This window comes from Enterobacter sp. BNK-34, assembly GCF_048684445.1.
GTDB lineage: Bacteria > Pseudomonadota > Gammaproteobacteria > Enterobacterales > Enterobacteriaceae > Enterobacter > Enterobacter pseudoroggenkampii.
The window spans coordinates 2,771,276-2,793,165 of the sequence record NZ_JBLQUA010000001.1; the positions used below are offsets into that span (position 1 = coordinate 2,771,276).

The window sequence follows — 21,890 nt, forward strand, 5'->3', positions numbered from 1 at the left end:
CCCTCTCCCTGTGGGAGAGGGTTGGGGTGAGGGCAACAGGCCGCAGAGGAATTTTGCGAGGCGCTTTCCAGTTTCTTTCGAAGTTAGTTGCTGGGTAAATATACAGTAATAAAATAGTGTCGCACCTGCAAAATCAGGTGCCGGGATTGGCGTCCTGAAAGTGTGCACAAACAATCTTACGTGCATAAAGGATCACATATGACTGATATTAATAATTTCGCCCAACTTTACACCGAACTCTCCCTCAACCCCGATCTCCCCACCCTCGCCGAGCGCTGCAAACTGCTCACCGAAATCCTCCTCGACTGCAAATCATTCCCTCAAACGCAGCCCGTATGCCGTTGCCTGGGGGCTTATCTGGAAGAGGTGAAAACCGGCCTCACGGAATCCATGCGTGATTTTCAGATACTGGAATTTGAGGAAGAAGCGGCACAGCCGCGACAAAAAGAGTGGCTGCTGGAAGATACAGAAACGAAATGTGACTACTGCCGGGCGTTAAACCACGTGCTGCTGGTGTCGCATTTTGACCGCGATATGCTGCCGCATCTTACGGGATTACTTCACGACATGGCGCATTCTATGGCAGGAGATTTAATCGCTCCTGTACAACCATGGATGACAATACATCTTCCGACGCAGCAACACTAAAGCCATAAATAAAAAAGGCCGGGATAATCCCGACCTTTTAAATATTCATCTGCCATTACAGGCGAAAACAATTAGCGACTACGGAAGACAATGCGGCCTTTGCTCAGGTCGTACGGGGTCAGTTCAACAGTCACTTTGTCGCCCGTCAAAATGCGGATGTAGTTTTTGCGCATTTTACCGGAGATGTGCGCAGTTACCACGTGACCGTTTTCCAGCTCTACGCGAAACATGGTATTAGGTAACGTATCAAGTACGGTACCCTGCATTTCAATATTGTCTTCTTTGGCCATCTAATCCTCTGGGGTATCACTACCAAGTTTTGAACCGGCAAGATAATGCCGAAATTCATCAATTAAGTAAAGAATTGCGCGATTAAAACGCAGCAAAACAGTTTCGGCGCATTGCCCAAGCGTCACGGTACAACCGAACAGGAAGCGCATTCGTAAAGGGGAGACGACAGGATAAACGTCAGGACGTTATCTGAAGCGAGGGTCCCAAACGGCGGCGGGGCAACAGGCAGAAGCTACTCTGCGGCGTAATTATAACACCCTCACAAAAAATATGCGGAAAACATTTAGGCATTGGGCATAAAGAGCGTTCTCGGTATCCAGAAGTCGCGCGGGAGCTTCTCCTGACGGCTGGCATCCAGCTGTTCGATGTACTGGCGTCGCGGAATTTCAACAGCACCCAGGGAGGCCGTGTGCTCGTTGAGCACCTGACAATCGATCAGGCGTCCGCCGCGCTGGGCAAACGCCTCGCAGAAGACCAGCAGTGCAGTTTTCGAGGCGTTAACAGCACGAGAGAACATCGACTCACCGCAGAACAGCGTCCCCTGCGCCACGCCGTACATGCCGCCAACGAGTGCTCCGTCTTCCCACACCTCGATGGAGTGGGCGTAGCCAAGCTCATGGAGCTGGTGGTAGGCGGTAATAATATCGCGGGTTATCCATGTCCCTTCATAACGGTCTTCAGCACAGCCTTCAATGACCTGACCAAAGGCGTGGTTGAGGGTAACGCGGTAAGGTGATTTCGCATGGAAACGCTTCATGCTGCGGCTCACGTGAAACTGCCCTGGCCACAGCACGGCACGCGGATCGGGAGACCACCATAAAATCGGATCGCCGGGGGAAAACCAGGGGAATATTCCGCGCTGGTACGCCATTAATAGTCGAGCGGGACTGAGGTCACCACCGAGGGCCAGCAGCCCGTTGGGCTCACGCAGCGCCCCTTCCGGAGAAGGGAACGCGATGTTATGACGAGAAAGCTGGACCAGGCGCATGACAGCAAAACTCCAGTACGCGAGTGAGGACGCTACAAATATAGTCTACAGACGCTGTTTAAACTGGTAGTAGCGACCCTGTTTCGCCAACAGCTCTGCGTGACTACCTTGCTCAATAATGTGTCCGTTGTCCATCACAATTATCCGATCAAAGCTCGCCAGTCCGCGCAGGCGGTGCGTGACCATCAGCACGGTTTTGCCGGTCATGACATTCGCCAGTAAATCAAGGATTTGGCTCTCGGTTGTGGCATCCAGCCCTTCGGTGGGCTCGTCGAGCAGCATCAGCGGCGCATCGTGCAGCAGCGCGCGCGCAATGGCCAGACGGCGCAGCTCACCGCCGGAGAGCTGGCGGCCGCCTTCGCCCAGCCAGCTGTTCAATCCCTCGTCCTCAAGCAGCTTTTGCAGTCCGACCTGCTCCAGCATGGTGCAAAGCGCATCATCAGAGGCCTCTGGCGCGGCCAGCAGCAGGTTATCGCGCAGCGTGGCGCTAAACAGATGCACGCGCTGCGGAACGACGCTCACGGCCTTGCGCAGGGCCTGCTCGCTGAAATCAGTCAGCAACGTATTATTAAAACGAATATGACCGCGCTGCGGATCCCAGGCGCGGGTCAGCAACTGCAGCAGTGTCGATTTACCGCAGCCGGTACGGCCGAGGATCGCAATCCGCTGTCCTGCCTTAACAGAAAGGTTGATACTGTCCAGCGCGTTCTGCGCCTGTTTGTCGTAGGCGAAGGTGACATCTTCAAGCGTCAGCGCAACCTGCTCTGGAACAGCGGTTTGCCCGGCACTGAACGTAACTTCAGGCTCCTGCTCCGCAATCTGGGTGATGCGCAGGGCAGAGGCGATGACCTGACCCAGATGCTGGAAGGCGCCCGTCACCGGGGCCAGCGCTTCAAACGCCGCCAGCGCGCAGAAGACGAAAAGGGCAATAAGAGGACCCGGCTGTGAATTCCCCCCGACATCGCCGGAGGCCAGCCACAGCATGGCTATCACCGCCACGCCGCCGATCAGCATCATCAGCGCCTGAGAGAAGGCCGTCAGCTCCGACTGGCGGCGCTGGGCCTCATGCCAGTTCAGCTCCGTACTTTCCATCCGGGCGCGGTAGCGCTTGCTGGCACCAAAAATGGTCAGCTCTGCCTGCCCCTGAAGCCAGGAGGTTAGCTGCTGGCGGTAGTCTCCGCGCAGACGCGTCAGGTTTTCTCCGGTGGATTTCCCGGCGCGGTAAAACAGCGGTGGCAGAATGATGAGCGTCAGCAGCATGATCCCGCCCAGCGTCAGCGCCACGGGAACATCCAGAACAGACAGCCCCAGCGTGACAACCACAATCACCACAAATGCGCCCACGATCGGGGAGATCACGCGCAGGTACAGGTGATCCAGCGTGTCGACATCCGCAACGACACGGTTGAGTAGCTCACCCTGACGAAAACGCGCCAGCCCGGCAGGGGAGAGGGGCAGCAGCTTGCTGAAAGTGTAGATGCGCAGGTGCTGCAGCACGCGGAAAGTGGCGTCGTGGCTGACCAGCCGTTCGAAATAGCGTCCGGCAGTACGGGTGATGGCGGTACCGCGAACCCCGGCAGCCGGAAGCATGTAGTTGAAGCTGTATAATCCGGCGAACCCCGCGACGGCCGAGGCCGACAGGAACCAGCCGGAAAGCGTGAGCAGTCCGATGCTGGCGAGCAGCGTGACAATGGCCAGCACAATCCCCAGCGTCAGCATCCATTTGTGGCGTTTATAGAGCGCAAGATAAGGCAGCAGAGCACGCATCAGATGTCCTCCTGACGGTTCGCCAGCAGGGCGGCAAACGGTCCCTGCGCGGCAACGAGAGAGGCGTATTCGCCTTGCTCAACAATACGGCCGTTCTCCATGACCCAGATCTGGTCCCAGTCGGCAATGCCTTCCAGCTGATGGGTGACCATCAGGGTGGTTTGCTGCCGGGAGGCGGCGTTCAGGGCTTCCATTACGCGCTGCTCGCTGTGGGCATCCAGGCTGGCGGCGGGTTCATCCAGCAGCATCAGCTGGCAAGGATTCAACAACGCGCGGGCAACGGCCACACGCTGCGCCTGTCCGACCGACAGCCCGGCGGACTGGTCACCGACCACGGTATCTACCCCTTGCGGGAGCAGCGGCAGAAACTCGCTGACCCAGGCGCGGTCGAGAACCGATTGCAGTTCATCTTCACGCGCATCCGGGCGCGCCAGCAGGACGTTTTCACGCAGCGTAGCGGCGGGAAGCTGCGGGTTTTGGCCCACCCAGCTGAGCTGTTTACGCCAGGCGTCAGGATCGAGGTTACGCAGTTCGGTTCTGTTGATCCGCAGTGAACCCGTATAGGCCATAAATCCGGATAGCGCATTCAGCAGAGAACTTTTCCCGGAACCGCTGGTGCCGACGAGCACCACGCGTTGTCCGGCAGGTAAGGTAAAGTTCAGCGGACCCGCAAGCACTTTGCCTTCGGGTGACAGAATGGAAAAGTCCTGCGCTTCGATGTTCACGGGCTCTTTAGCATTCAGCGTCACGTCACCGCGCTCCGGGTGTGCCAGCGGCGTTTCCAGGAACGTTTTCAGGCTATCGGCTGCGCCAACCGCCTGGGCTTTGGCGTGATAGAAGGTCCCCAGATCGCGAAGCGGCTGGAAAAACTCCGGGGCCAGGATCAGCGCCAGGAACCCGGCAGAAAGGGTCACCGCCGTGCCGTAATGGCCGAAATCCAGCGCGCCGAGGTAGGAGAAACCGAAGTAGACCGCCACGAGGGCAATCGACAGAGAGGTAAAGAATTCCAGTACGCCGGAAGACAAGAAGGCGAGGCGTAACACTTCCATGGTGCGCTGACGGAAGTCCTGTGACGCCTGGCGAATGTTTTCGGTTTCCGCTTCACCGCGGCCAAAAATGCGTAACGTCTCCATGCCGCGCAGACGATCGAGGAAATGGCCGCTCAGGCGACCCAGTGCCAGGAAGTTACGGCGGTTGGCATCCGCTGCCCCCATGCCGACCAGCGCCATAAACAGCGGGATCAGCGGGGCGGTGCCCATCAGAATCAGCGCAGCCATCCAGTTCACCGGGAAGATGGCGATCACGATCAGCAGCGGAACGAAGACGGCAAGGGCCATCTGCGGCAGATAGCGCGCATAGTAGTCGTGCATATCGTCAATCTGCTCAAGGATCAGCGTCGCCCAGCTACCGGCTGGTTTACCCTGGATCCACGCGGGCCCGGCTTCCTGAAGCCTGTCGAGCACCTGACGGCGGATCTCGTAGCGGATGTGCTGTCCGGCGTGAAAACCGACCCGCTCACGCAGCCACACCACCCAGGCGCGCAGGATAAAAATCAGGATCAGGACAATAAAGGGCAGCAGGAGCGCTTCGCGTGGAATGTTCTCCATGATCATGTGATTAAGAATGCGGGCCAGCAGCCATGCCTGGGCAACAATCAACAGGCCGCTAACGAATCCCAGGAGACGGGAAATCGTAAGCCAGCGGCGGGAAATAACGCTTTGCTGTTTCAGCCAGCGTGTTAACTCTTGTTGACGGGTTTTTTCCATTGCGTACTTTGCAGGTGACGTTATTAGAAATTGGGCAGCGCAATGTTACAACGGGGAGACAATAAAGGCGACTTATCGCCGCCTTTATTTACGTTTGTTACTGACTTGTAAAGATTATTTACCTTGTTCAGCCAGTCCATCGAGGTAGCGTTCAGCGTCCAGCGCGGCCATACAGCCGGTGCCCGCAGAGGTGATCGCCTGACGGTAAATATGGTCCATCACGTCGCCGGCCGCGAACACGCCCGGGATGCTGGTCTGGGTCGCGTTACCGTGAATGCCGGACTGCACTTTGATGTAGCCATTTTCCAGCTCCAGCTGACCGTCGAAGATCGCGGTGTTCGGGCTGTGACCGATCGCCACAAACAGACCCGCCACTTCCAGCGTTTCGACGTTATCGGTGTTCTGGGTATCACGGATACGCAGACCGGCAACGCCCATCTGGTCGCCCGTCACCTCTTCCAGGGTACGGTTGGTGTGCAGCACGATGTTGCCGCTTGCCACTTTATCCATCAGGCGCTTGATCAGGATCTTCTCCGCGCGGAAGGTGTCGCGACGGTGGATCAGATGCACCTCAGAGGCAATGTTCGCCAGGTAAAGCGCTTCTTCCACGGCGGTGTTGCCGCCGCCGATGACCGCGACTTTCTGATTGCGGTAGAAGAAACCGTCGCAGGTTGCGCAGGCAGAAACGCCGCGGCCTTTGAACGCTTCTTCGGATGGCAGACCGAGGTAACGGGCAGAGGCGCCGGTGGCGATGATCAGCGCGTCACAGGTGTATTCGCCGCTGTCGCCCGTCAGGCGGAACGGACGGTTCTGCAGATCGACCTTATTGATGTGATCGAACAAAATTTCGGTTTCGAATTTAGCAGCATGCTCGTGCATACGCTCCATCAGCAGCGGCCCGGTCAGGTCGTTCGGGTCCCCTGGCCAGTTTTCCACTTCGGTGGTGGTGGTCAGCTGACCGCCTTTTTCCATGCCGGTGATGAGTACCGGGTGCAGGTTAGCGCGTGCAGCATAGACCGCCGCGGTATATCCCGCAGGTCCAGAACCAAGGATTAGCAGCTTACTGTGTTTGGCCGTGCCCATGAGATCCCCATTGTTGTTGGCAGACATTTGGCTGGATTGTAGGGAATTTGTTGTCGTAAAAAAAGAGCGCAGCAATTTTGATATCAATCTGTGTAATAGCCACGGACGATGAATAGCGCGCGATAACATCACGCTTTCTCCTGAAAACCGGTCGTTTGTAAGGCAATAAAATGAGGATTAATACCCTGCCGCAATGAATATCCGGCATGTTGTACTAAAAAACGATGTTTTGCTTTGACAATCCCCTGCGCTTTTGCGAAAACATTCAAGGAAGAAGAAAAAACCGTGTTAACCGTATGCCGCATAGGCATGCACGTAAATGCCATTTTTACCGGGTCAGTGAAATCTACGCATGGCGTGGACAGACGCCATACGTGATGTCGGTGACTGCCTTCGGGCAACGGTCTTCTTACCAACAGAACCCGAATCCGCATCGCGTCTAATACATAATCAGGCGATGTGATGACTAACGGGTACAGGCTCTGAACAGTGATGTGCACAGGGTCCAGGCAGGAGTAGGGAAGGAATACAGAGAGACAATAATAATGGTAGATAGCAAGAAGCGCCCTGGCAAAGATCTCGACCGTATCGATCGTAACATTCTTAATGAATTGCAAAAGGATGGGCGTATTTCCAACGTCGAGCTTTCAAAACGTGTGGGACTTTCCCCGACGCCGTGTCTTGAGCGTGTGCGCCGACTGGAAAGACAGGGTTTCATTCAGGGCTATACTGCTCTGCTGAACCCGCATTATCTGGATGCCTCACTTCTGGTATTTGTTGAGATTACTCTGAATCGTGGTGCGCCGGATGTGTTTGAGCAATTTAACGCCGCTGTACAGAAACTTGAAGAAATTCAAGAGTGTCACCTGGTATCCGGTGATTTCGACTACCTGTTGAAAACCCGTGTGCCTGATATGTCCGCCTACCGTAAGCTGCTGGGTGAAACCCTGCTGCGTCTGCCAGGCGTGAACGACACCCGTACCTATGTGGTGATGGAAGAGGTCAAACAGAGCAATCGTCTGGTTATTAAGACGCGCTAACACGGAACAGGTGCAAAATCAGCGTAGTTTGATTACACTCCTGTTAATCCATACAGCAACAGTGCCGGGGAGTCCCGGCACTGTTGTCCGTTTTAGCAAACAGGCAGGATATGCCTGATACCTGGAGAGCCTTTCTTGAGCCAGGAATACACTGAAGACAAAGAAGTCACACTATCGAAGCTAAGTAGCGGACGTCGTCTCCTCGAGGCTTTGCTGATTGTTATTGCCCTTTTTGCCGTCTGGCTGATGGCAGCCTTACTCAGTTTCAACCCCTCGGATCCCAGCTGGTCACAAACTGCATGGCATGAGCCTATCCATAATTTAGGCGGTGTCCCCGGTGCCTGGCTTGCGGACACGCTGTTTTTCATTTTCGGTGTGATGGCCTATACCCTTCCCGTCATTATCATTGGCGGATGCTGGTTTGCGTGGCGTCATCGTCAGAACGATGATTACATCGACTATTTCGCCGTGTCGCTGCGCCTGATTGGCGCGCTGGCGCTGATCCTCACCTCGTGCGGGCTGGCAGCGATTAATGCGGATGATATCTGGTACTTCGCCTCTGGCGGGGTGATCGGCAGTTTGTTGAGCTCTGCGCTACAGCCGATGCTGCACAGCAGCGGCGGCACGCTCGCATTGCTCTGCATCTGGGCGGCCGGGCTGACATTGTTTACCGGCTGGTCCTGGGTGAGCATTGCCGAGAAAATCGGCAGTTTTATCCTCACTATTCTGACCTTCGCCAGCAACCGTACCCGTCGTGACGATACGTGGGTTGATGAAGACGAGTACGAAGAGGAAGAGGAAGATGACGCGCCTGTGCAGCGTCGCGAGTCTCGTCGTGCGCGTATTCTGCGCGGCGCGCTGGCGCGTCGTCAGCGTGTTGCTGAGAAATTTGCCAACCCGCTTGGCCGTAAAACCGATGCGGCGCTCTTCTCCGGTAAACGCATGGATGAAGACGAGCAGGTGGCGTATCGCGCGGCGGGTGTCGCCGTCGATCCTGACGATGTGCTCTTCTCCGGCAGCCGGGCCATGCCGGGTGACTTCGACGAATACGATCCGCTGTTAAATGGCCACTCGGTTACCGAGCCGGTTGCGGCAGCAGCAGCCGCGACGACCGCTGCGCAGGCGTATGCCGCGCCGGTCGACGCTGTGATGCCATCCGCGCCGGTTTCGCCGCCGGAATCCGTTATTCAGCAGCCGCAGGTTGACTGGCAGACTGCGCCCGGTGTTCACACGCCGGAGCCCGTTATCGCGCCTGAACCTGAAAGCTACGTCCCTGTTCAGCAGGAGCAGTGGCAGCAGCCTTATCAGCCGCCGCAGCCTGCGTATGAACCGCAAAATTACCCGCACGATGAACAGCCGGTGGCCCAACCTTATCAGGAGTATGTGCCTGAACCGGTTGAACCTGTGCAGCCTTATGTTGAGCCGCAGCCTGAACCTGAAATCGTGGAAGAGGTGAAGCCCGCCCGTCCACCGCTGTACTATTTCGAAGAAGTCGAAGAGCGACGTGCGCGTGAACGCGAGCAGCTGGCGGCCTGGTACCAGCCGGTGCCTGAACCGGTGCAGGAGCCGGTGACGAAAGCGCCTTCTGTTTCCGTTCCACCGATCGACCCGACGCCTGCAGTCGCACCCGTAGCGGAAAGCGTGAAGCAGGCTACCGCGGCGGCTGCACCTGTCTTTAGTCTGGCAACAGGGGGCGCGCCACGTCCTCAGGTGAAGGAGGGGATTGGTCCGCAACTGCCTCGCCCTAACCGCGTTCGCGTTCCAACCCGCCGAGAGCTTGCCTCTTATGGTATCAAGCTGCCTTCCCAGCGTATGGCTGAAGAGAAAGCGCGCGAGCCTGACTACGAAGATGACGCCGATGAAATGCAGCAGGACGAGCTGGCCCGCCAGTTCGCTGCGCAGCAGAATCAGCGCTACGGTGAAGAATACCAGCACGATGAACCGGTGCTGGAAGATGAAGAGGACGCGGCAGAAGCAGAACTGGCGCGCCAGTTTGCCGCCACCCAGCAGCAGCGCTATTCCGGTGAGCAACCGGCGGGTGCAAACCCGTTCTCGCTGTCTGATTTTGAATTTTCGCCGATGAAGGATCTGGTGGATGATGGCCCGAGCGAGCCTTTATTTACCCCGAGCGTGATGCCGGAAGCAGCGCCTCTGCGCCAGCAGCCAGCACCACAGACCTACGCGCAGCCTCAACAACCAGTTCAGCAGCCGTATGCTCAACCGCAGCAGGCACCACAGCCGCCGCAGTTCCAGCAGCCTGCGCCTCAGCCGCAGGAGAGCCTGATTCACCCGCTGCTGATGCGTAACGGTGACAGCCGTCCGCTGCAGCGTCCAAGCACGCCGCTGCCGTCTCTGGATCTGTTAACACCGCCGCCGTCAGAAGTGGAACCGGTCGATACCTTCGCGCTCGAACAAATGGCGCGTCTGGTCGAAGCCCGTCTGGCTGACTTCCGCATCAAGGCGGACGTGGTGAACTACTCACCGGGTCCTGTTATCACCCGTTTTGAACTGAACCTGGCGCCAGGCGTTAAAGCCGCGCGCATTTCCAACCTGTCCCGCGACCTGGCGCGTTCTCTGTCGACCGTGGCGGTACGTGTGGTGGAAGTGATCCCGGGCAAGCCTTACGTTGGCCTTGAGCTGCCGAACAAGAAACGTCAGACCGTCTACCTGCGTGAAGTGCTGGATAACACCAAATTCCGCGATAACCCATCCCCGCTGACCGTGGTGCTTGGCAAAGATATCGCGGGCGATCCGGTGGTGGCGGATCTCGCGAAAATGCCTCACCTGCTGGTCGCGGGTACTACCGGTTCCGGTAAGTCTGTCGGTGTGAACGCCATGATCCTCAGCATGCTGTATAAAGCGCAGCCGGAAGATGTGCGATTCATCATGATCGACCCGAAAATGCTCGAACTGTCGGTCTACGAAGGCATCCCGCATCTGCTGACCGAAGTTGTGACCGACATGAAGGACGCCGCCAACGCCCTGCGCTGGAGCGTCAATGAGATGGAACGCCGCTACAAGCTGATGTCTGCGCTGGGCGTGCGTAACCTGGCCGGTTATAACGAGAAAATCGCCCAGGCGGTGCGCATGGGACGTCCGATTCCGGATCCTTACTGGAAACCGGGTGACAGCATGGATGCCCAGCATCCGGTGCTGGAAAAACTGCCTTATATCGTCGTGCTGGTCGATGAATTCGCTGACCTGATGATGACCGTCGGTAAGAAAGTGGAAGAGTTGATTGCCCGTCTGGCGCAGAAAGCGCGTGCGGCCGGTATTCACCTTGTCCTGGCGACCCAGCGTCCTTCTGTGGACGTTATTACCGGCCTTATCAAAGCGAACATTCCGACGCGTATCGCCTTTACCGTATCAAGTAAAATTGACTCCCGTACCATTCTTGACCAGGGCGGCGCAGAGTCGCTGCTGGGTATGGGTGACATGCTCTATTCCGGCCCGAACTCCACCTCTCCGGTGCGTGTCCACGGTGCGTTCGTCCGCGATGAGGAAGTTCACGCCGTCGTGCAGGACTGGAAAGCGCGCGGTCGTCCACAATATGTTGACGGCATTACCAGCGATACGGAAAGCGAAGGCGGTGGCGGTGGCTTCGACGGCGGCGAAGAGCTGGATCCGTTATTCGATCAGGCGGTTAGCTTCGTTACCGAAAAACGCAAAGCGTCCATCTCTGGGGTGCAGCGTCAGTTCCGCATCGGCTATAACCGCGCGGCGCGTATCATCGAGCAGATGGAAGCGCAGGGCATTGTGAGCGAGCAGGGGCATAACGGTAACCGCGAGGTGCTGGCACCGCCGCCGTTTGATTAACCTTCAGCGATTGCAAAGAAGGGTAAATCAGCCAAAATTAAGCATTTTCTTCTGTCGCCTGCCTTCGGGCAGGTCCAGAATAGAAGACGGAAACCCCATATCGGGAAGACGTATTTTAAGGAATAACAATGAAAAAAATCGCCATCGCCTGTGCATTACTCACCAGTTTTGTCGCCAGCAGCGTCTGGGCTGATGCAGCCAGCGACCTTAAAAGCCGACTGGATAAAGTAAGCAGCTTCCACGCCAGCTTCACGCAAAAAGTGACTGACGGCAGCGGCAACGCGGTGCAGGAAGGCCAGGGAGATTTGTGGGTAAAACGCCCGAATCTGTTCAACTGGCACATGACCCAGCCGGATGAGAGCATCCTGGTGTCTGACGGCAAAACCTTATGGTTCTTCAACCCGTTCGTTGAGCAGGCTACGGCGACCTGGCTGAAGGATGCCACCAGCAATACGCCGTTTATGCTGATTGCCCGTAACCAGGCCAGCGACTGGCAGCAGTACAATATTAAACAAACGGGTGACGAGTTTGTCCTGACGCCGAAAGGTAGCAACGGCAACCTGAAGCAGTTCACCATTAACGTAAGCACCAACGGTACCATCAATCAGTTCGGCGCGGTTGAGCAGGACGATCAGCGCAGCAGCTACCAGCTTAAATCTCAGCAGAACGGCGCCGTTGATGCATCTAAATTCACCTTTACCCCGCCGCAGGGCGTAACGGTGGACGACCAACGCAATAAGTAAGAGGCGTGAGTGGGCAATCTGTCGCTCGATTTTTCAGATAACGCGTTTCAACCTCTGGCCGCTCGCATGCGGCCAGAAAATTTAGCGCAGTACATCGGCCAGCAGCACCTGCTGGCTGCCGGTAAGCCATTGCCGCGCGCCATTGAGGCCGGGCATCTTCACTCCATGATCCTCTGGGGGCCCCCTGGTACCGGCAAGACCACGCTTGCAGAAGTGATCGCCCGTTATGCCAACGCGGACGTCGAACGTATCTCGGCGGTCACCTCCGGCGTGAAAGAGATCCGCGAAGCGATCGAGCGTGCGCGGCAGAACCGCAATGCCGGGCGGCGCACCATCCTCTTCGTGGACGAAGTCCACCGCTTCAACAAGAGCCAGCAGGATGCCTTCCTGCCGCATATTGAAGACGGCACGATCTTCTTCATCGGCGCGACCACCGAAAACCCGTCGTTTGAGCTGAACTCGGCGCTGCTTTCCCGCGCGCGCGTTTACCTGCTCAAATCGCTGACGACCGAGGATATCGAAAAGGTTCTTACTCAGGCGATGGACGACAAAGCGCGGGGCTACGGCGGGCAGGATATCGTTCTGCCTGACGACACGCGTCGTGCGATTGCCGAGCTGGTCAACGGCGATGCGCGTCGGGCGCTGAATACGCTGGAAATGATGGCCGATATGGCCGAAGTTGACGATGCCGGGAAGCGGGTGCTGAAGCAGGAGCTGCTCACCGAAATTGCCGGGGAGCGCAGCGCACGTTTCGATAACAAAGGCGACCGTTTTTACGACCTGATCTCGGCGCTGCATAAGTCCGTGCGCGGCAGCGCGCCGGATGCGGCGCTTTACTGGTACGCGCGCATTATCACTGCGGGCGGCGATCCGTTATACGTCGCGCGTCGCTGCCTGGCGATTGCGTCAGAAGATGTCGGCAATGCAGATCCTCGCGCCATGCAGGTCGCGCTGTCAGCCTGGGACTGCTTCACCCGCGTTGGACCCGCGGAAGGCGAACGTGCCATAGCGCAGGCGATTGTCTATCTGGCCTGCGCGCCGAAAAGCAATGCGGTTTATACCGCCTTCAAAGCGGCGATGTCCGACGCGCGCGAACGCCCGGACTACGATGTGCCGGTTCATCTGCGTAACGCGCCGACCAAGCTGATGAAAGAGATGGGTTACGGGCAGGAGTATCGCTACGCTCACGACGAACCCAATGCCTACGCTGCCGGGGAAGAATATTTCCCGCAGGAGATGGCACAAACGCGCTATTATCACCCCACAAACAGAGGTCTTGAAGGCAAGATTGGTGAAAAGCTCACCTGGCTCGCCGGACAGGATCAAAATAGCCCTATAAAACGCTACCGTTAGTTCAATCGTTGCGGTAATGTTGGCAATGTATCCTTGTGGCCGCAGGCTGTGGTCACATTTTCCTATTTTAATTCGATAAGCACAGGATAAGCATGCTCGATCCCAATCTGCTGCGTAATGAGCCAGACGCAGTCGCTGAAAAACTGGCACGCCGGGGCTTTAAGCTGGATGTAGATAAGCTGCGCGCTCTTGAAGAGCGTCGTAAAGTTCTGCAGGTACAAACTGAAAATCTGCAGGCAGAGCGTAACTCTCGATCGAAATCCATCGGCCAGGCGAAAGCGCGCGGGGAAGATATTGAGCCATTACGCCTGGAAGTGAACAAACTGGGTGAAGAACTGGATCAGGCGAAAGCTGAGCTGGACGTTCTTCAGACCGAGATTCGTGATATTGCCCTGGCTATCCCGAATATTCCTGACGACAGCGTGCCTGTCGGCAAAGATGAAAACGACAACGTTGAAGTGAAACGCTGGGGCACGCCTCGTGAGTTTGACTTCGAGGTGCGCGATCACGTAACGCTGGGCGAAATGCACGCGGGCCTGGACTTTGCGGCAGCGGTTAAGCTGACCGGCTCTCGCTTCGTGGTGATGAAAGGCCAGATTGCCCATCTGCACCGTGCGCTGGCGCAGTTCATGCTGGATCTGCACACCGAGCAGCACGGTTACAGCGAAACCTACGTACCGTATCTGGTTAACCACGATACGCTGTACGGTACGGGCCAACTGCCGAAATTTGCCGGCGATCTGTTCCACACCCGTCCGCTGGACGAGGAAGCCGACAGCAGCAACTACGCGCTGATCCCAACCGCGGAGGTGCCGCTAACTAACCTCGTGCGTGATGAGATCATCGACGAAGACGATCTGCCGATCAAATTGACGGCGCACTCTCCGTGCTTCCGTTCTGAAGCCGGTTCTTACGGTCGCGACACGCGCGGTCTGATCCGTATGCACCAGTTCGACAAAGTCGAGATGGTGCAGATCGTCCGTCCTGAAGAATCCATGGACGCGCTGGAAGAGATGACCGGCCACGCTGAGAAAGTGCTGGAGCTGCTGGGTCTGCCGTACCGTCGTATGGCGCTGTGTACCGGTGATATGGGCTTTGGCGCCTGCAAGACCTTCGATCTGGAAGTGTGGGTGCCTGCGCAGAACACCTACCGTGAAATCTCCTCCTGCTCTAACGTCTGGGATTTCCAGGCGCGCCGCATGCAGGCTCGCTGCCGCAGCAAATCTGACAAGAAAACCCGTCTGGTGCATACCCTGAACGGTTCTGGTCTGGCTGTAGGCCGTACGCTGGTTGCCGTGCTGGAAAACTACCAGCAGGCAGACGGTCGTATTGAGATCCCTGAAGTGCTGCGTCCATACATGAAAGGCCAGCAGTACATCGGCTAATATTTGTCTTAAAACAAAAAAGCGCCTCAGGGCGCTTTTTTTATGCCTTTGATTTGATACGAAGCAATAACCTCTCCTTCTAAAGTAGTAATACTCCTCCGAATGAAAGTCAGCACAAAAAGCTGATAACGAAGATATTCGTTATATATAAAACTACATAGCGGTATGCGCCGCCTCTCTTTTCTTTGTGAGCAACCAAAGTGAGTCTCTATGAAAATCAACGCGCCTGAAGCATTAATGGCTGCAGAGGTCACTCGCCGTGGGTTGATGAAAACCACGGCCATAGGTGGCCTGGCCGTAGCCAGCAGTGCCTTCACGCTCCCCTTTACCCGACTGGCGTCGGCGGCAGAGGCTCTGTCTCCGGCCACTTCGCCGGAAAAAGTGGTGTGGAGTGCCTGTACCGTCAACTGCGGTAGCCGTTGTCCGCTACGTATGCATGTGGTGGATGGTGAAATTAAATATGTCGAAACCGACAATACCGGGGACGATAACTACGAAGGGTTACATCAGGTCCGTGCCTGCCTGCGTGGTCGCTCCATGCGTCGTCGTGTCTATAATCCGGACCGCCTGAAATACCCGATGAAGCGCGTCGGTAAGCGCGGGGAAGGGAAGTTCGAGCGAATTAGCTGGGATGAAGCCTACGACATCATCGCCACCAATATGCAGCGCCTTATCAAAGAGTACGGTAACGAATCTATCTACCTTAACTACGGTACCGGGACGCTTGGCGGCACGCTGACCCGCTCCTGGCCACCGGGAAAAACGCTGGTGGCGCGCCTGATGAACTGCTGCGGCGGTTATCTCAATCACTATGGCGACTACTCCTCGGCGCAGATCGCGGCAGGGCTGAACTACACCTACGGCGGCTGGGCTGACGGCAACAGCCCGTCCGATATCGAAAACAGTAAGCTGGTCGTGCTGTTTGGTAACAATCCGGGCGAAACCCGCATGAGCGGTGGCGGGGTGACCTACTACCTCGAACAGGCCCGCGCTAAATCCAATGCCCGCATGATCATCATCGATCCGCGCTATACCGACACCGGTGCCGGACGCGAAGATGAGTGGATCCCCATTCGTCCGGGTACCGATGCGGCGCTGGTCTCCGCCCTGGCGTGGGTGATGATCACAGAGAACCTTGTCGATCAGCCTTTCCTGGATAAATACTGCGTTGGCTATGACGAGAAAACTCTGCCAGCCAGTGCGCCGGCAAACGGTCACTACAAGGCGTATATCCTCGGTCAGGGCAGCGATGGTGTAGCAAAAACGCCGGAATGGGCGTCCACCATCACCGGCATCCCGCCAGAGCGTATCGTTCAGCTTGCGCGTGAGATTGGCTCAGCCAAACCGGCCTACATCAGCCAGGGCTGGGGGCCGCAGCGTCATGCGAACGGTGAAATCGCGACCCGAGCCATCTCCATGCTCTCCATTCTGACCGGCAACGTCGGCATTCACGGCGGTAACACCGGCGCGCGTGAAGGCTCATATGAAGTGCCGTTCGAACGTATGCCGACGCTGGATAACCCGGTTCAGACCAGCATCTCCATGTTTATGTGGACCGATGCGATCGAACGGGGTCCGGAAATGACCGCCCTGCGCGACGGCGTACGCGGCAAAGACAAGCTGGACGTGCCGATCAAGATGATCTGGAACTATGCCGGTAACTGTCTCATTAACCAGCATTCAGAAATCAACCGCACCCATGAAATCCTGCAGGATGACAAGAAGTGCGAGATGATTGTAGTGATCGACTGCCACATGACCTCCTCGGCGAAATATGCCGATATCCTGCTGCCGGACTGCACCGCCTCTGAGCAGATGGATTTCGCGCTGGACGCCTCCTGCGGCAACATGTCCTACGTGATCTTTACTGACCAGGCTATTAAACCGCGCTTCGAGTGCAAAACCATCTATGAGATGACCTCTGAGCTGGCGAAACGTCTTGGCGTTGAGCAGCAGTTTACCGAGGGACGTACTCAGGAAGGGTGGATGCGTCATCTGCATGAACTCTCCCGTAAAGCGATCCCTGACCTGCCGGACTTCGACACCTTCCGCAAGCAGGGTATGTACAAACAGCGCGATCCGGAAGGGCATCACGTAGCGTATAAAGCGTTCCGTGAAGATCCGCAGGCGAACCCGCTGACCACGCCGTCGGGCAAAATCGAAATCTACTCCGAAGAGTTGGCAAAAATCGCGTCGACCTGGGAGCTGCCGGAAGGGGACGTTATTGATCCGCTGCCGATCTACACGCCAGGTTTCGAAAACTACAACGATCCGCTGACGGCGAAATTCCCGCTGCAGCTGACCGGTTTCCACTACAAAGCGCGCGTGCACTCCACCTACGGCAACGTCGACGTGCTGAAAGCCGCCTGCCGTCAGGAGATGTGGATCAATCCGATGGATGCCAAAGCACGCGGCATCAGCAATGGCGATCGCGTACGCATCTTCAACGGTCGCGGCGAGGTGCACATTGAGGCCAAAGTGACGCCGCGCATGATGCCAGGCGTGGTGGCGCTGGGGGAAGGGGCCTGGTACAGCCCTGATGCCAACCGCATCGACCAGGCGGGCAGTATTAACGTGCTGACCACGCAGCGTCCGTCGCCGCTGGCGAAGGGCAACCCATCCCACACAAACCTTGTCCAGGTTGAAAAGGTTTAAGGAGTAGCCGATGACAACCCAGTATGGATTTTTTATTGATTCCAGCCGTTGCACCGGGTGCAAAACCTGCGAGCTGGCCTGTAAAGATTACAAAGACCTGACCCCGGACGTCAGCTTCCGCCGCATTTACGAATACGCCGGTGGCGACTGGCAGGAAGATAACGGCGTCTGGCATCAGAACGTCTTTGCGTACTACCTGTCGATTGCCTGTAACCATTGTGAAGATCCGGCCTGTACCAAGGTCTGCCCGAGCGGTGCGATGCACAAGCGCGAAGACGGTTTTGTGGTGGTGGATGAAGATGTCTGCATCGGCTGTCGCTACTGCCATATGGCCTGTCCGTATGGCGCGCCACAGTACAACGCTGCCAAGGGCCATATGACCAAATGCGATGGTTGCCACACCCGCGTAGCGGATGGCAAAAAGCCGATTTGCGTCGAGTCCTGTCCGCTGCGCGCGCTGGACTTCGGCCCGATTGAAGAGCTGCGTCAGAAACACGGTCAGCTCGCCGCCGTGGCGCCGCTGCCGTCTGCGCACTTCACGAAGCCGAGTATTGTGATAAAACCTAACGCCAACAGCCGTCCTACAGGTGACACCACCGGCTACCTGGCAAACCCGAAGGAGGTGTGAGATGGGAAGTGGATGGCATGAATGGCCGCTGATGATCTTCACGGTCTTTGGTCAGTGCGTGGCGGGCGGCTTCATTGTGCTCGCGCTGGCGTTGTTGAAAGGTCAGCTCAATGCTGAACAGCAGCAGCGTCTGGTGTTGAGCATGTTTGGCCTGTGGGTGCTGATGGGGATTGGCTTTATCGCCTCAACGCTGCACCTGGGCTCGCCGATGCGCGCGTTTAACTCCCTGAACCGCGTGGGGGCCTCATCACTGAGTAACGAGATTGCCAGTGGCGCAATTTTCTTTGCCGTCGGTGGTCTGGGCTGGCTGCTGGCCGTGCTTAAGAAATTACCTGCGGGGCTGCGCAGCCTGTGGCTGATCCTGACCATGGTGCTGGGCGTGGTGTTCGTGTGGATGATGGTGCGTGTCTATAACACCATTGATACCGTCCCCACCTGGTACAGCGTCTGGACGCCAATGAGCTTCTTCCTGACGATGTTTATCGGCGGGCCGCTGTTGGGCTACCTGCTGCTGCGCGTGGCGGGTGTCGACGGATGGGCTATGCGTTTGCTGCCCGCTGTTTCGCTTCTGGCGCTGGTAGTGAGTGCGATGGTCGCCCTGATGCAGGGTTCTGAACTGGCAACCATTCACAGCTCTATCCAGCAGGCCTCTGCCCTTGTGCCGGACTACGGTGCGCTGATGGCCTGGCGTATCGTTCTGCTGGTCGCTGCGCTGGTATTCTGGATTGCTCCTCAGCTCAAAGGCTATCAGCCTGCGCTGCCGTTGTTGTCACTGGCTTTTGTGCTGGTACTGGCGGGTGAACTGATTGGTCGCGGCGTGTTCTACGGGTTGCATATGACCGTAGGTATGGCTGTCGCCAGTTAACGGTGTATTTGGTTATATCAAGCCGGGCCTGAGTGCCCGGCTTTTTCTTTTTTCGATCATGAAATTTTTCGACTGTCGTTTTGTTTTAATTTTGCCCATTAATAAATGAAAACAGAGACATAATTAATATCTATAGCAGGCGTGGCATTAGCAGGATAAGTTTTTTAAATCGACAGGGAACATATTGTGCGAGGCGGCTAAATCAGTGGATTGACTTTGTTTTTGCCAGTGGCATGATGCGCACGAAATCTGAACTTCCTCACGGTTTTTAATCCATGACCACCTATACCCGGCCAGTGCTGCTGTTGCTCTGTGGCCTGCTTCTGTTGACCCTGGCGATCGCAGTGTTAAATACGCTCGTCCCGCTGTGGCTCGCCCATGAAAACTTACCGACCTGGCAGGTGGGTATGGTCAGCTCATCCTTTTTTACCGGGAACCTGCTGGGTACGCTGGTGACCGGGAGCCTGATCAAGCGCTTTGGCTTTAACCGCAGCTATTATCTGGCCTCGCTGATTTTCGCCGCCGGGTGTGCGGGACTGGGCCTGATGGTCGGCTTCTGGAGCTGGATGGCATGGCGCTTTATCGCTGGCGTAGGCTGCGCGATGATTTGGGTGGTGGTTGAAAGTGCGCTCATGTGCAGCGGCACCACCCGCAACCGCGGTCGCCTGCTGGCGGCCTATATGATGGTTTACTACGTCGGCACCGTGCTGGGACAACTGATGGTCAGCAAGCTGCCAACCGACCTGATGAGCGTTCTGCCGTGGGTAACGGGCATGGTGCTGGCCGCGATCCTGCCGCTGCTCTTCACGCGCATTGTGAACCAGAACAGCAAGCATCAGGAAGCGACACACGTCTGGCCAATGCTCAGACTCCGTCAGGCGCGTCTGGGCGTTAACGGCTGTATTATCTCGGGGATTGTACTGGGCTCGCTCTATGGCCTGATGCCGCTCTATCTTAATCATCAGGGCGTCAGCGATTCCGGAATTGGCTTCTGGATGGCGGTCATGGTAAGCGCGGGTATTGTCGGGCAATGGCCGATTGGCCGTCTGGCGGATCGTTTCGGTCGTCTGCTGGTGCTGCGCGTTCAGGTCTTCGTGGTGATCATGGGATGTCTTGCCATGCTCAGCAACGCCGCGATGGCGCCTGCGCTGTTTATTCTCGGGGCCGCCGGCTTTACGCTCTATCCGGTTGCGATGGCCTGGGCCTGTGAGAAAGTCGAGCATCACCAGCTGGTGGCAATGAACCAGGCGCTGTTACTGAGCTATACCATCGGCAGCCTATTAGGGCCGACGTTTACCGCGATGCTGATGCAGAATTACTCTGATAATTTATTGTTTATCATGATCGCCAGCGTATCGTTTATTTATCTCTTAATGCTGCTGCGCAAAGCGGGCGAACACCCAACGCCTGTGGCTCATGCCTGATGAATTAAAAGCCTGTCGATGACAGGCTTTTTTGTCCCCACCACAACTCAGAGTTTTACTTATTGTTTGTTTATTGTGCCGGACGATAATTCAGGTGACTCCTACCACAATAAGGCAGCAATCATGTCTATTCGTCGTTTTTCCACTACCGCACTGGCCGTAGTGTTGTCTTTAACGTTTGCAACGGCTCCGGTCATGGCTAATCCTGGCAACGGGAATGGCAATGGTCACGGAAACGGAGGCGGACAGGGTAACAGCGGCAGTCATGGTAACGGGAATTCTGGTAATGCCGGTAACCATGGTAATAAGCAAAATAACGGTCAGGATAACCCTGGTAAATCGGATAAGAACTTCAAAAACAGCAAAGATGTCGGTAATGACGTTGATGCTCGCGTGAGCTTCGATCATGCCCGCCATCTGGCCGTGAATTACGGCTTAACGGGCTATAAGTCTCTGCCTCCGGGTATCGCGAAAAACCTGGCGCGCGGTAAGCCGTTGCCTCCGGGGATTGCGAAGGAAACCGTGCCGGCCTCTATGCTGGGTCAGCTTCCTTCCTATCCAGGCTATGAGTGGCGGGTAGTGGGTGACGACCTGGTCTTAATTGCGCTGAGTACAGCCATTGTGACGTCCGTTATTAACGGCGTCTTTAAATAGAATATAAAAAGGCCCGGTTCTCACCGGGCCTTTCTTTAATACATTACCTTGTGGCCGTACTGTTCAAGAATACCTTTGACGCGTTCCATCGTCTCTTTCTTCGGCGGCTTCACGCCATCGAGTTTGTACTCTTCACCCATTGCCACCCATTTATGTTTACCCAGCTCGTGATAGGGCAGAAGCTCGATTTTCTCGACGTTGCCCATATCGCGGGTGAATTCCCCCAGGCGGTGCGCGGAGTCGTCGTCATCTGACCAGCCAGGCACCACTACGTAGCGGATCCAGGTTTTGATGCCCTTATCGGCAATGTATTTGGCAAATTCCAGCGTGCGGTGGTTTGAAACACCAACGAGGTTCTGGTGGATCTCATCGTTCATCTGTTTGAGATCGAGCATCACCAGATCGGTCACTTCGAGCAGCTCGTCGATAACCGGATCGTAGCGACGTACAAAGCCGTTGGTATCGAGACAGGTATGAATGCCTTCTTTGCGGCAGGCGCGGAACCAGTCGCGGACAAATTCAGCCTGCAGAATGGCTTCACCGCCGGATGCGGTCACACCGCCACCGGAGGCGTTCATAAAGTGGCGATAGGTCACCACCTCTTTCATCAGATCGTCGACGGTGACTTCTTTACCGCCGTGCGTATCCCAGGTGTCACGGTTATGGCAGTACAGGCAGCGCATCAGGCAGCCCTGGAAAAAGGTGATAAAGCGGATACCCGGGCCATCGACGGTGCCACAGGATTCAAAGGAGTGAATACGACCAATAGTTGACATTGCGGTGA

17 protein-coding genes are annotated in these 21,890 nt (G+C 56.5%); 11 read left to right on the forward strand and 6 right to left on the reverse strand.

The window, feature by feature from the left end:
* The first annotated feature begins 198 nt into the window (after positions 1-198).
* Complete coding sequence (locus tag ACMGG5_RS13505; protein ID WP_248163754.1) at positions 199-648, forward strand: hypothetical protein; 450 nt, start codon at positions 199-201, stop codon at positions 646-648.
* 71 nt (positions 649-719) lie between these two features.
* Here the strand turns inward: ACMGG5_RS13505 and infA are convergent, their stop codons facing one another.
* The 5 genes from infA to trxB all read right to left on the reverse strand — a co-directional run bounded on the left by infA (position 720) and on the right by trxB (position 6,543).
* Positions 720-938 (reverse strand): translation initiation factor IF-1, encoded by a 219-nt coding sequence (gene infA, locus ACMGG5_RS13510; RefSeq protein ID WP_002211347.1) that lies wholly within the window; start codon positions 936-938, stop codon positions 720-722.
* Positions 939-1,222: 284 nt separating this feature from the next.
* Positions 1,223-1,927, reverse strand: a complete 705-nt coding sequence (gene aat, locus ACMGG5_RS13515) for a leucyl/phenylalanyl-tRNA--protein transferase (RefSeq protein ID WP_420277984.1) — start codon at positions 1,925-1,927, stop codon at positions 1,223-1,225.
* Positions 1,928-1,972: 45 nt separating this feature from the next.
* Positions 1,973-3,694, reverse strand: coding sequence for a heme ABC transporter ATP-binding protein/permease CydC (gene cydC / locus ACMGG5_RS13520; protein WP_090417546.1), 1,722 nt, complete (start codon positions 3,692-3,694; stop codon positions 1,973-1,975).
* On the reverse strand, positions 3,694-5,460 hold the full coding sequence (cydD, locus tag ACMGG5_RS13525) for a heme ABC transporter permease/ATP-binding protein CydD (RefSeq protein WP_420277985.1): 1,767 nt from the start codon (positions 5,458-5,460) through the stop codon (positions 3,694-3,696). The genes cydC and cydD overlap by 1 nt, the downstream gene beginning before the upstream one ends.
* A gap of 114 nt (positions 5,461-5,574) precedes the next feature.
* A complete protein-coding gene (gene trxB, locus ACMGG5_RS13530) occupies positions 5,575-6,543 on the reverse strand; it encodes a thioredoxin-disulfide reductase (protein WP_024907808.1) in 969 nt (322 codons plus the stop codon).
* Between the two features lie 545 nt (positions 6,544-7,088).
* On the opposite strand from trxB, the gene lrp reads away from it, so the two are divergent.
* From lrp to ACMGG5_RS13580, 10 genes are all read left to right on the forward strand, one after another.
* A complete protein-coding gene (gene lrp / locus ACMGG5_RS13535) occupies positions 7,089-7,583 on the forward strand; it encodes a leucine-responsive transcriptional regulator Lrp (protein WP_000228469.1) in 495 nt (164 codons plus the stop codon).
* 135 nt (positions 7,584-7,718) lie between these two features.
* Positions 7,719-11,399 (forward strand): DNA translocase FtsK 4TM domain-containing protein, encoded by a 3,681-nt coding sequence (locus ACMGG5_RS13540; protein ID WP_420277986.1) that lies wholly within the window; start codon positions 7,719-7,721, stop codon positions 11,397-11,399.
* A gap of 128 nt (positions 11,400-11,527) precedes the next feature.
* Positions 11,528-12,142: an outer membrane lipoprotein chaperone LolA gene (gene lolA / locus ACMGG5_RS13545; RefSeq protein ID WP_032639238.1), complete on the forward strand. Its 615-nt coding sequence runs from the start codon at positions 11,528-11,530 to the stop codon at positions 12,140-12,142.
* A 9-nt stretch (positions 12,143-12,151) separates the two neighbouring features.
* A complete protein-coding gene (gene rarA / locus ACMGG5_RS13550) occupies positions 12,152-13,495 on the forward strand; it encodes a replication-associated recombination protein RarA (RefSeq protein WP_029739490.1) in 1,344 nt (447 codons plus the stop codon).
* Between the two features lie 92 nt (positions 13,496-13,587).
* On the forward strand, positions 13,588-14,880 hold the full coding sequence (gene serS / locus ACMGG5_RS13555) for a serine--tRNA ligase (protein ID WP_047071876.1): 1,293 nt from the start codon (positions 13,588-13,590) through the stop codon (positions 14,878-14,880).
* Positions 14,881-15,090: 210 nt separating this feature from the next.
* Positions 15,091-17,535: a dimethylsulfoxide reductase subunit A gene (dmsA, locus tag ACMGG5_RS13560; protein ID WP_420277987.1), complete on the forward strand. Its 2,445-nt coding sequence runs from the start codon at positions 15,091-15,093 to the stop codon at positions 17,533-17,535.
* A 10-nt stretch (positions 17,536-17,545) separates the two neighbouring features.
* Positions 17,546-18,163, forward strand: a complete 618-nt coding sequence (locus ACMGG5_RS13565) for a DMSO/selenate family reductase complex B subunit (protein WP_021240882.1) — start codon at positions 17,546-17,548, stop codon at positions 18,161-18,163.
* A 1-nt stretch (position 18,164) separates the two neighbouring features.
* Complete coding sequence (locus ACMGG5_RS13570) at positions 18,165-19,028, forward strand: dimethyl sulfoxide reductase anchor subunit family protein (RefSeq protein ID WP_420277988.1); 864 nt, start codon at positions 18,165-18,167, stop codon at positions 19,026-19,028.
* 275 nt (positions 19,029-19,303) lie between these two features.
* On the forward strand, positions 19,304-20,452 hold the full coding sequence (locus tag ACMGG5_RS13575; RefSeq protein WP_420277989.1) for an MFS transporter: 1,149 nt from the start codon (positions 19,304-19,306) through the stop codon (positions 20,450-20,452).
* 123 nt (positions 20,453-20,575) lie between these two features.
* Complete coding sequence (locus ACMGG5_RS13580; RefSeq protein ID WP_420277990.1) at positions 20,576-21,106, forward strand: anti-virulence regulator CigR family protein; 531 nt, start codon at positions 20,576-20,578, stop codon at positions 21,104-21,106.
* Between the two features lie 35 nt (positions 21,107-21,141).
* Here ACMGG5_RS13580 and pflA read toward each other — a convergent pair whose 3' ends face one another.
* Entirely contained in the window at positions 21,142-21,882 is a 741-nt protein-coding gene (gene pflA, locus ACMGG5_RS13585; RefSeq protein WP_024907799.1) for a pyruvate formate lyase 1-activating protein, read from the reverse strand.
* Between the last annotated feature and the right edge of the window lie 8 nt (positions 21,883-21,890).

Coding starts and splice junctions, on each gene's coding strand:
- ACMGG5_RS13580 (WP_420277990.1), top strand. CDS start 20,576: ATGTCTATTCGTCGTTTTTCCACTACCGCACTGGCCGTAGTGTTGTCT.
- serS (WP_047071876.1), top strand. CDS start 13,588: ATGCTCGATCCCAATCTGCTGCGTAATGAGCCAGACGCAGTCGCTGAA.
- ACMGG5_RS13570 (WP_420277988.1), top strand. CDS start 18,165: ATGGGAAGTGGATGGCATGAATGGCCGCTGATGATCTTCACGGTCTTT.
- ACMGG5_RS13575 (WP_420277989.1), top strand. CDS start 19,304: ATGACCACCTATACCCGGCCAGTGCTGCTGTTGCTCTGTGGCCTGCTT.
- dmsA (WP_420277987.1), top strand. CDS start 15,091: ATGAAAATCAACGCGCCTGAAGCATTAATGGCTGCAGAGGTCACTCGC.
- ACMGG5_RS13505 (WP_248163754.1), top strand. CDS start 199: ATGACTGATATTAATAATTTCGCCCAACTTTACACCGAACTCTCCCTC.
- infA (WP_002211347.1), bottom strand. CDS start 938: ATGGCCAAAGAAGACAATATTGAAATGCAGGGTACCGTACTTGATACG.
- aat (WP_420277984.1), bottom strand. CDS start 1,927: ATGCGCCTGGTCCAGCTTTCTCGTCATAACATCGCGTTCCCTTCTCCG.
- trxB (WP_024907808.1), bottom strand. CDS start 6,543: ATGGGCACGGCCAAACACAGTAAGCTGCTAATCCTTGGTTCTGGACCT.
- cydC (WP_090417546.1), bottom strand. CDS start 3,694: ATGCGTGCTCTGCTGCCTTATCTTGCGCTCTATAAACGCCACAAATGG.
- lolA (WP_032639238.1), top strand. CDS start 11,528: ATGAAAAAAATCGCCATCGCCTGTGCATTACTCACCAGTTTTGTCGCC.
- lrp (WP_000228469.1), top strand. CDS start 7,089: ATGGTAGATAGCAAGAAGCGCCCTGGCAAAGATCTCGACCGTATCGAT.
- ACMGG5_RS13565 (WP_021240882.1), top strand. CDS start 17,546: ATGACAACCCAGTATGGATTTTTTATTGATTCCAGCCGTTGCACCGGG.
- cydD (WP_420277985.1), bottom strand. CDS start 5,460: ATGGAAAAAACCCGTCAACAAGAGTTAACACGCTGGCTGAAACAGCAA.
- pflA (WP_024907799.1), bottom strand. CDS start 21,882: ATGTCAACTATTGGTCGTATTCACTCCTTTGAATCCTGTGGCACCGTC.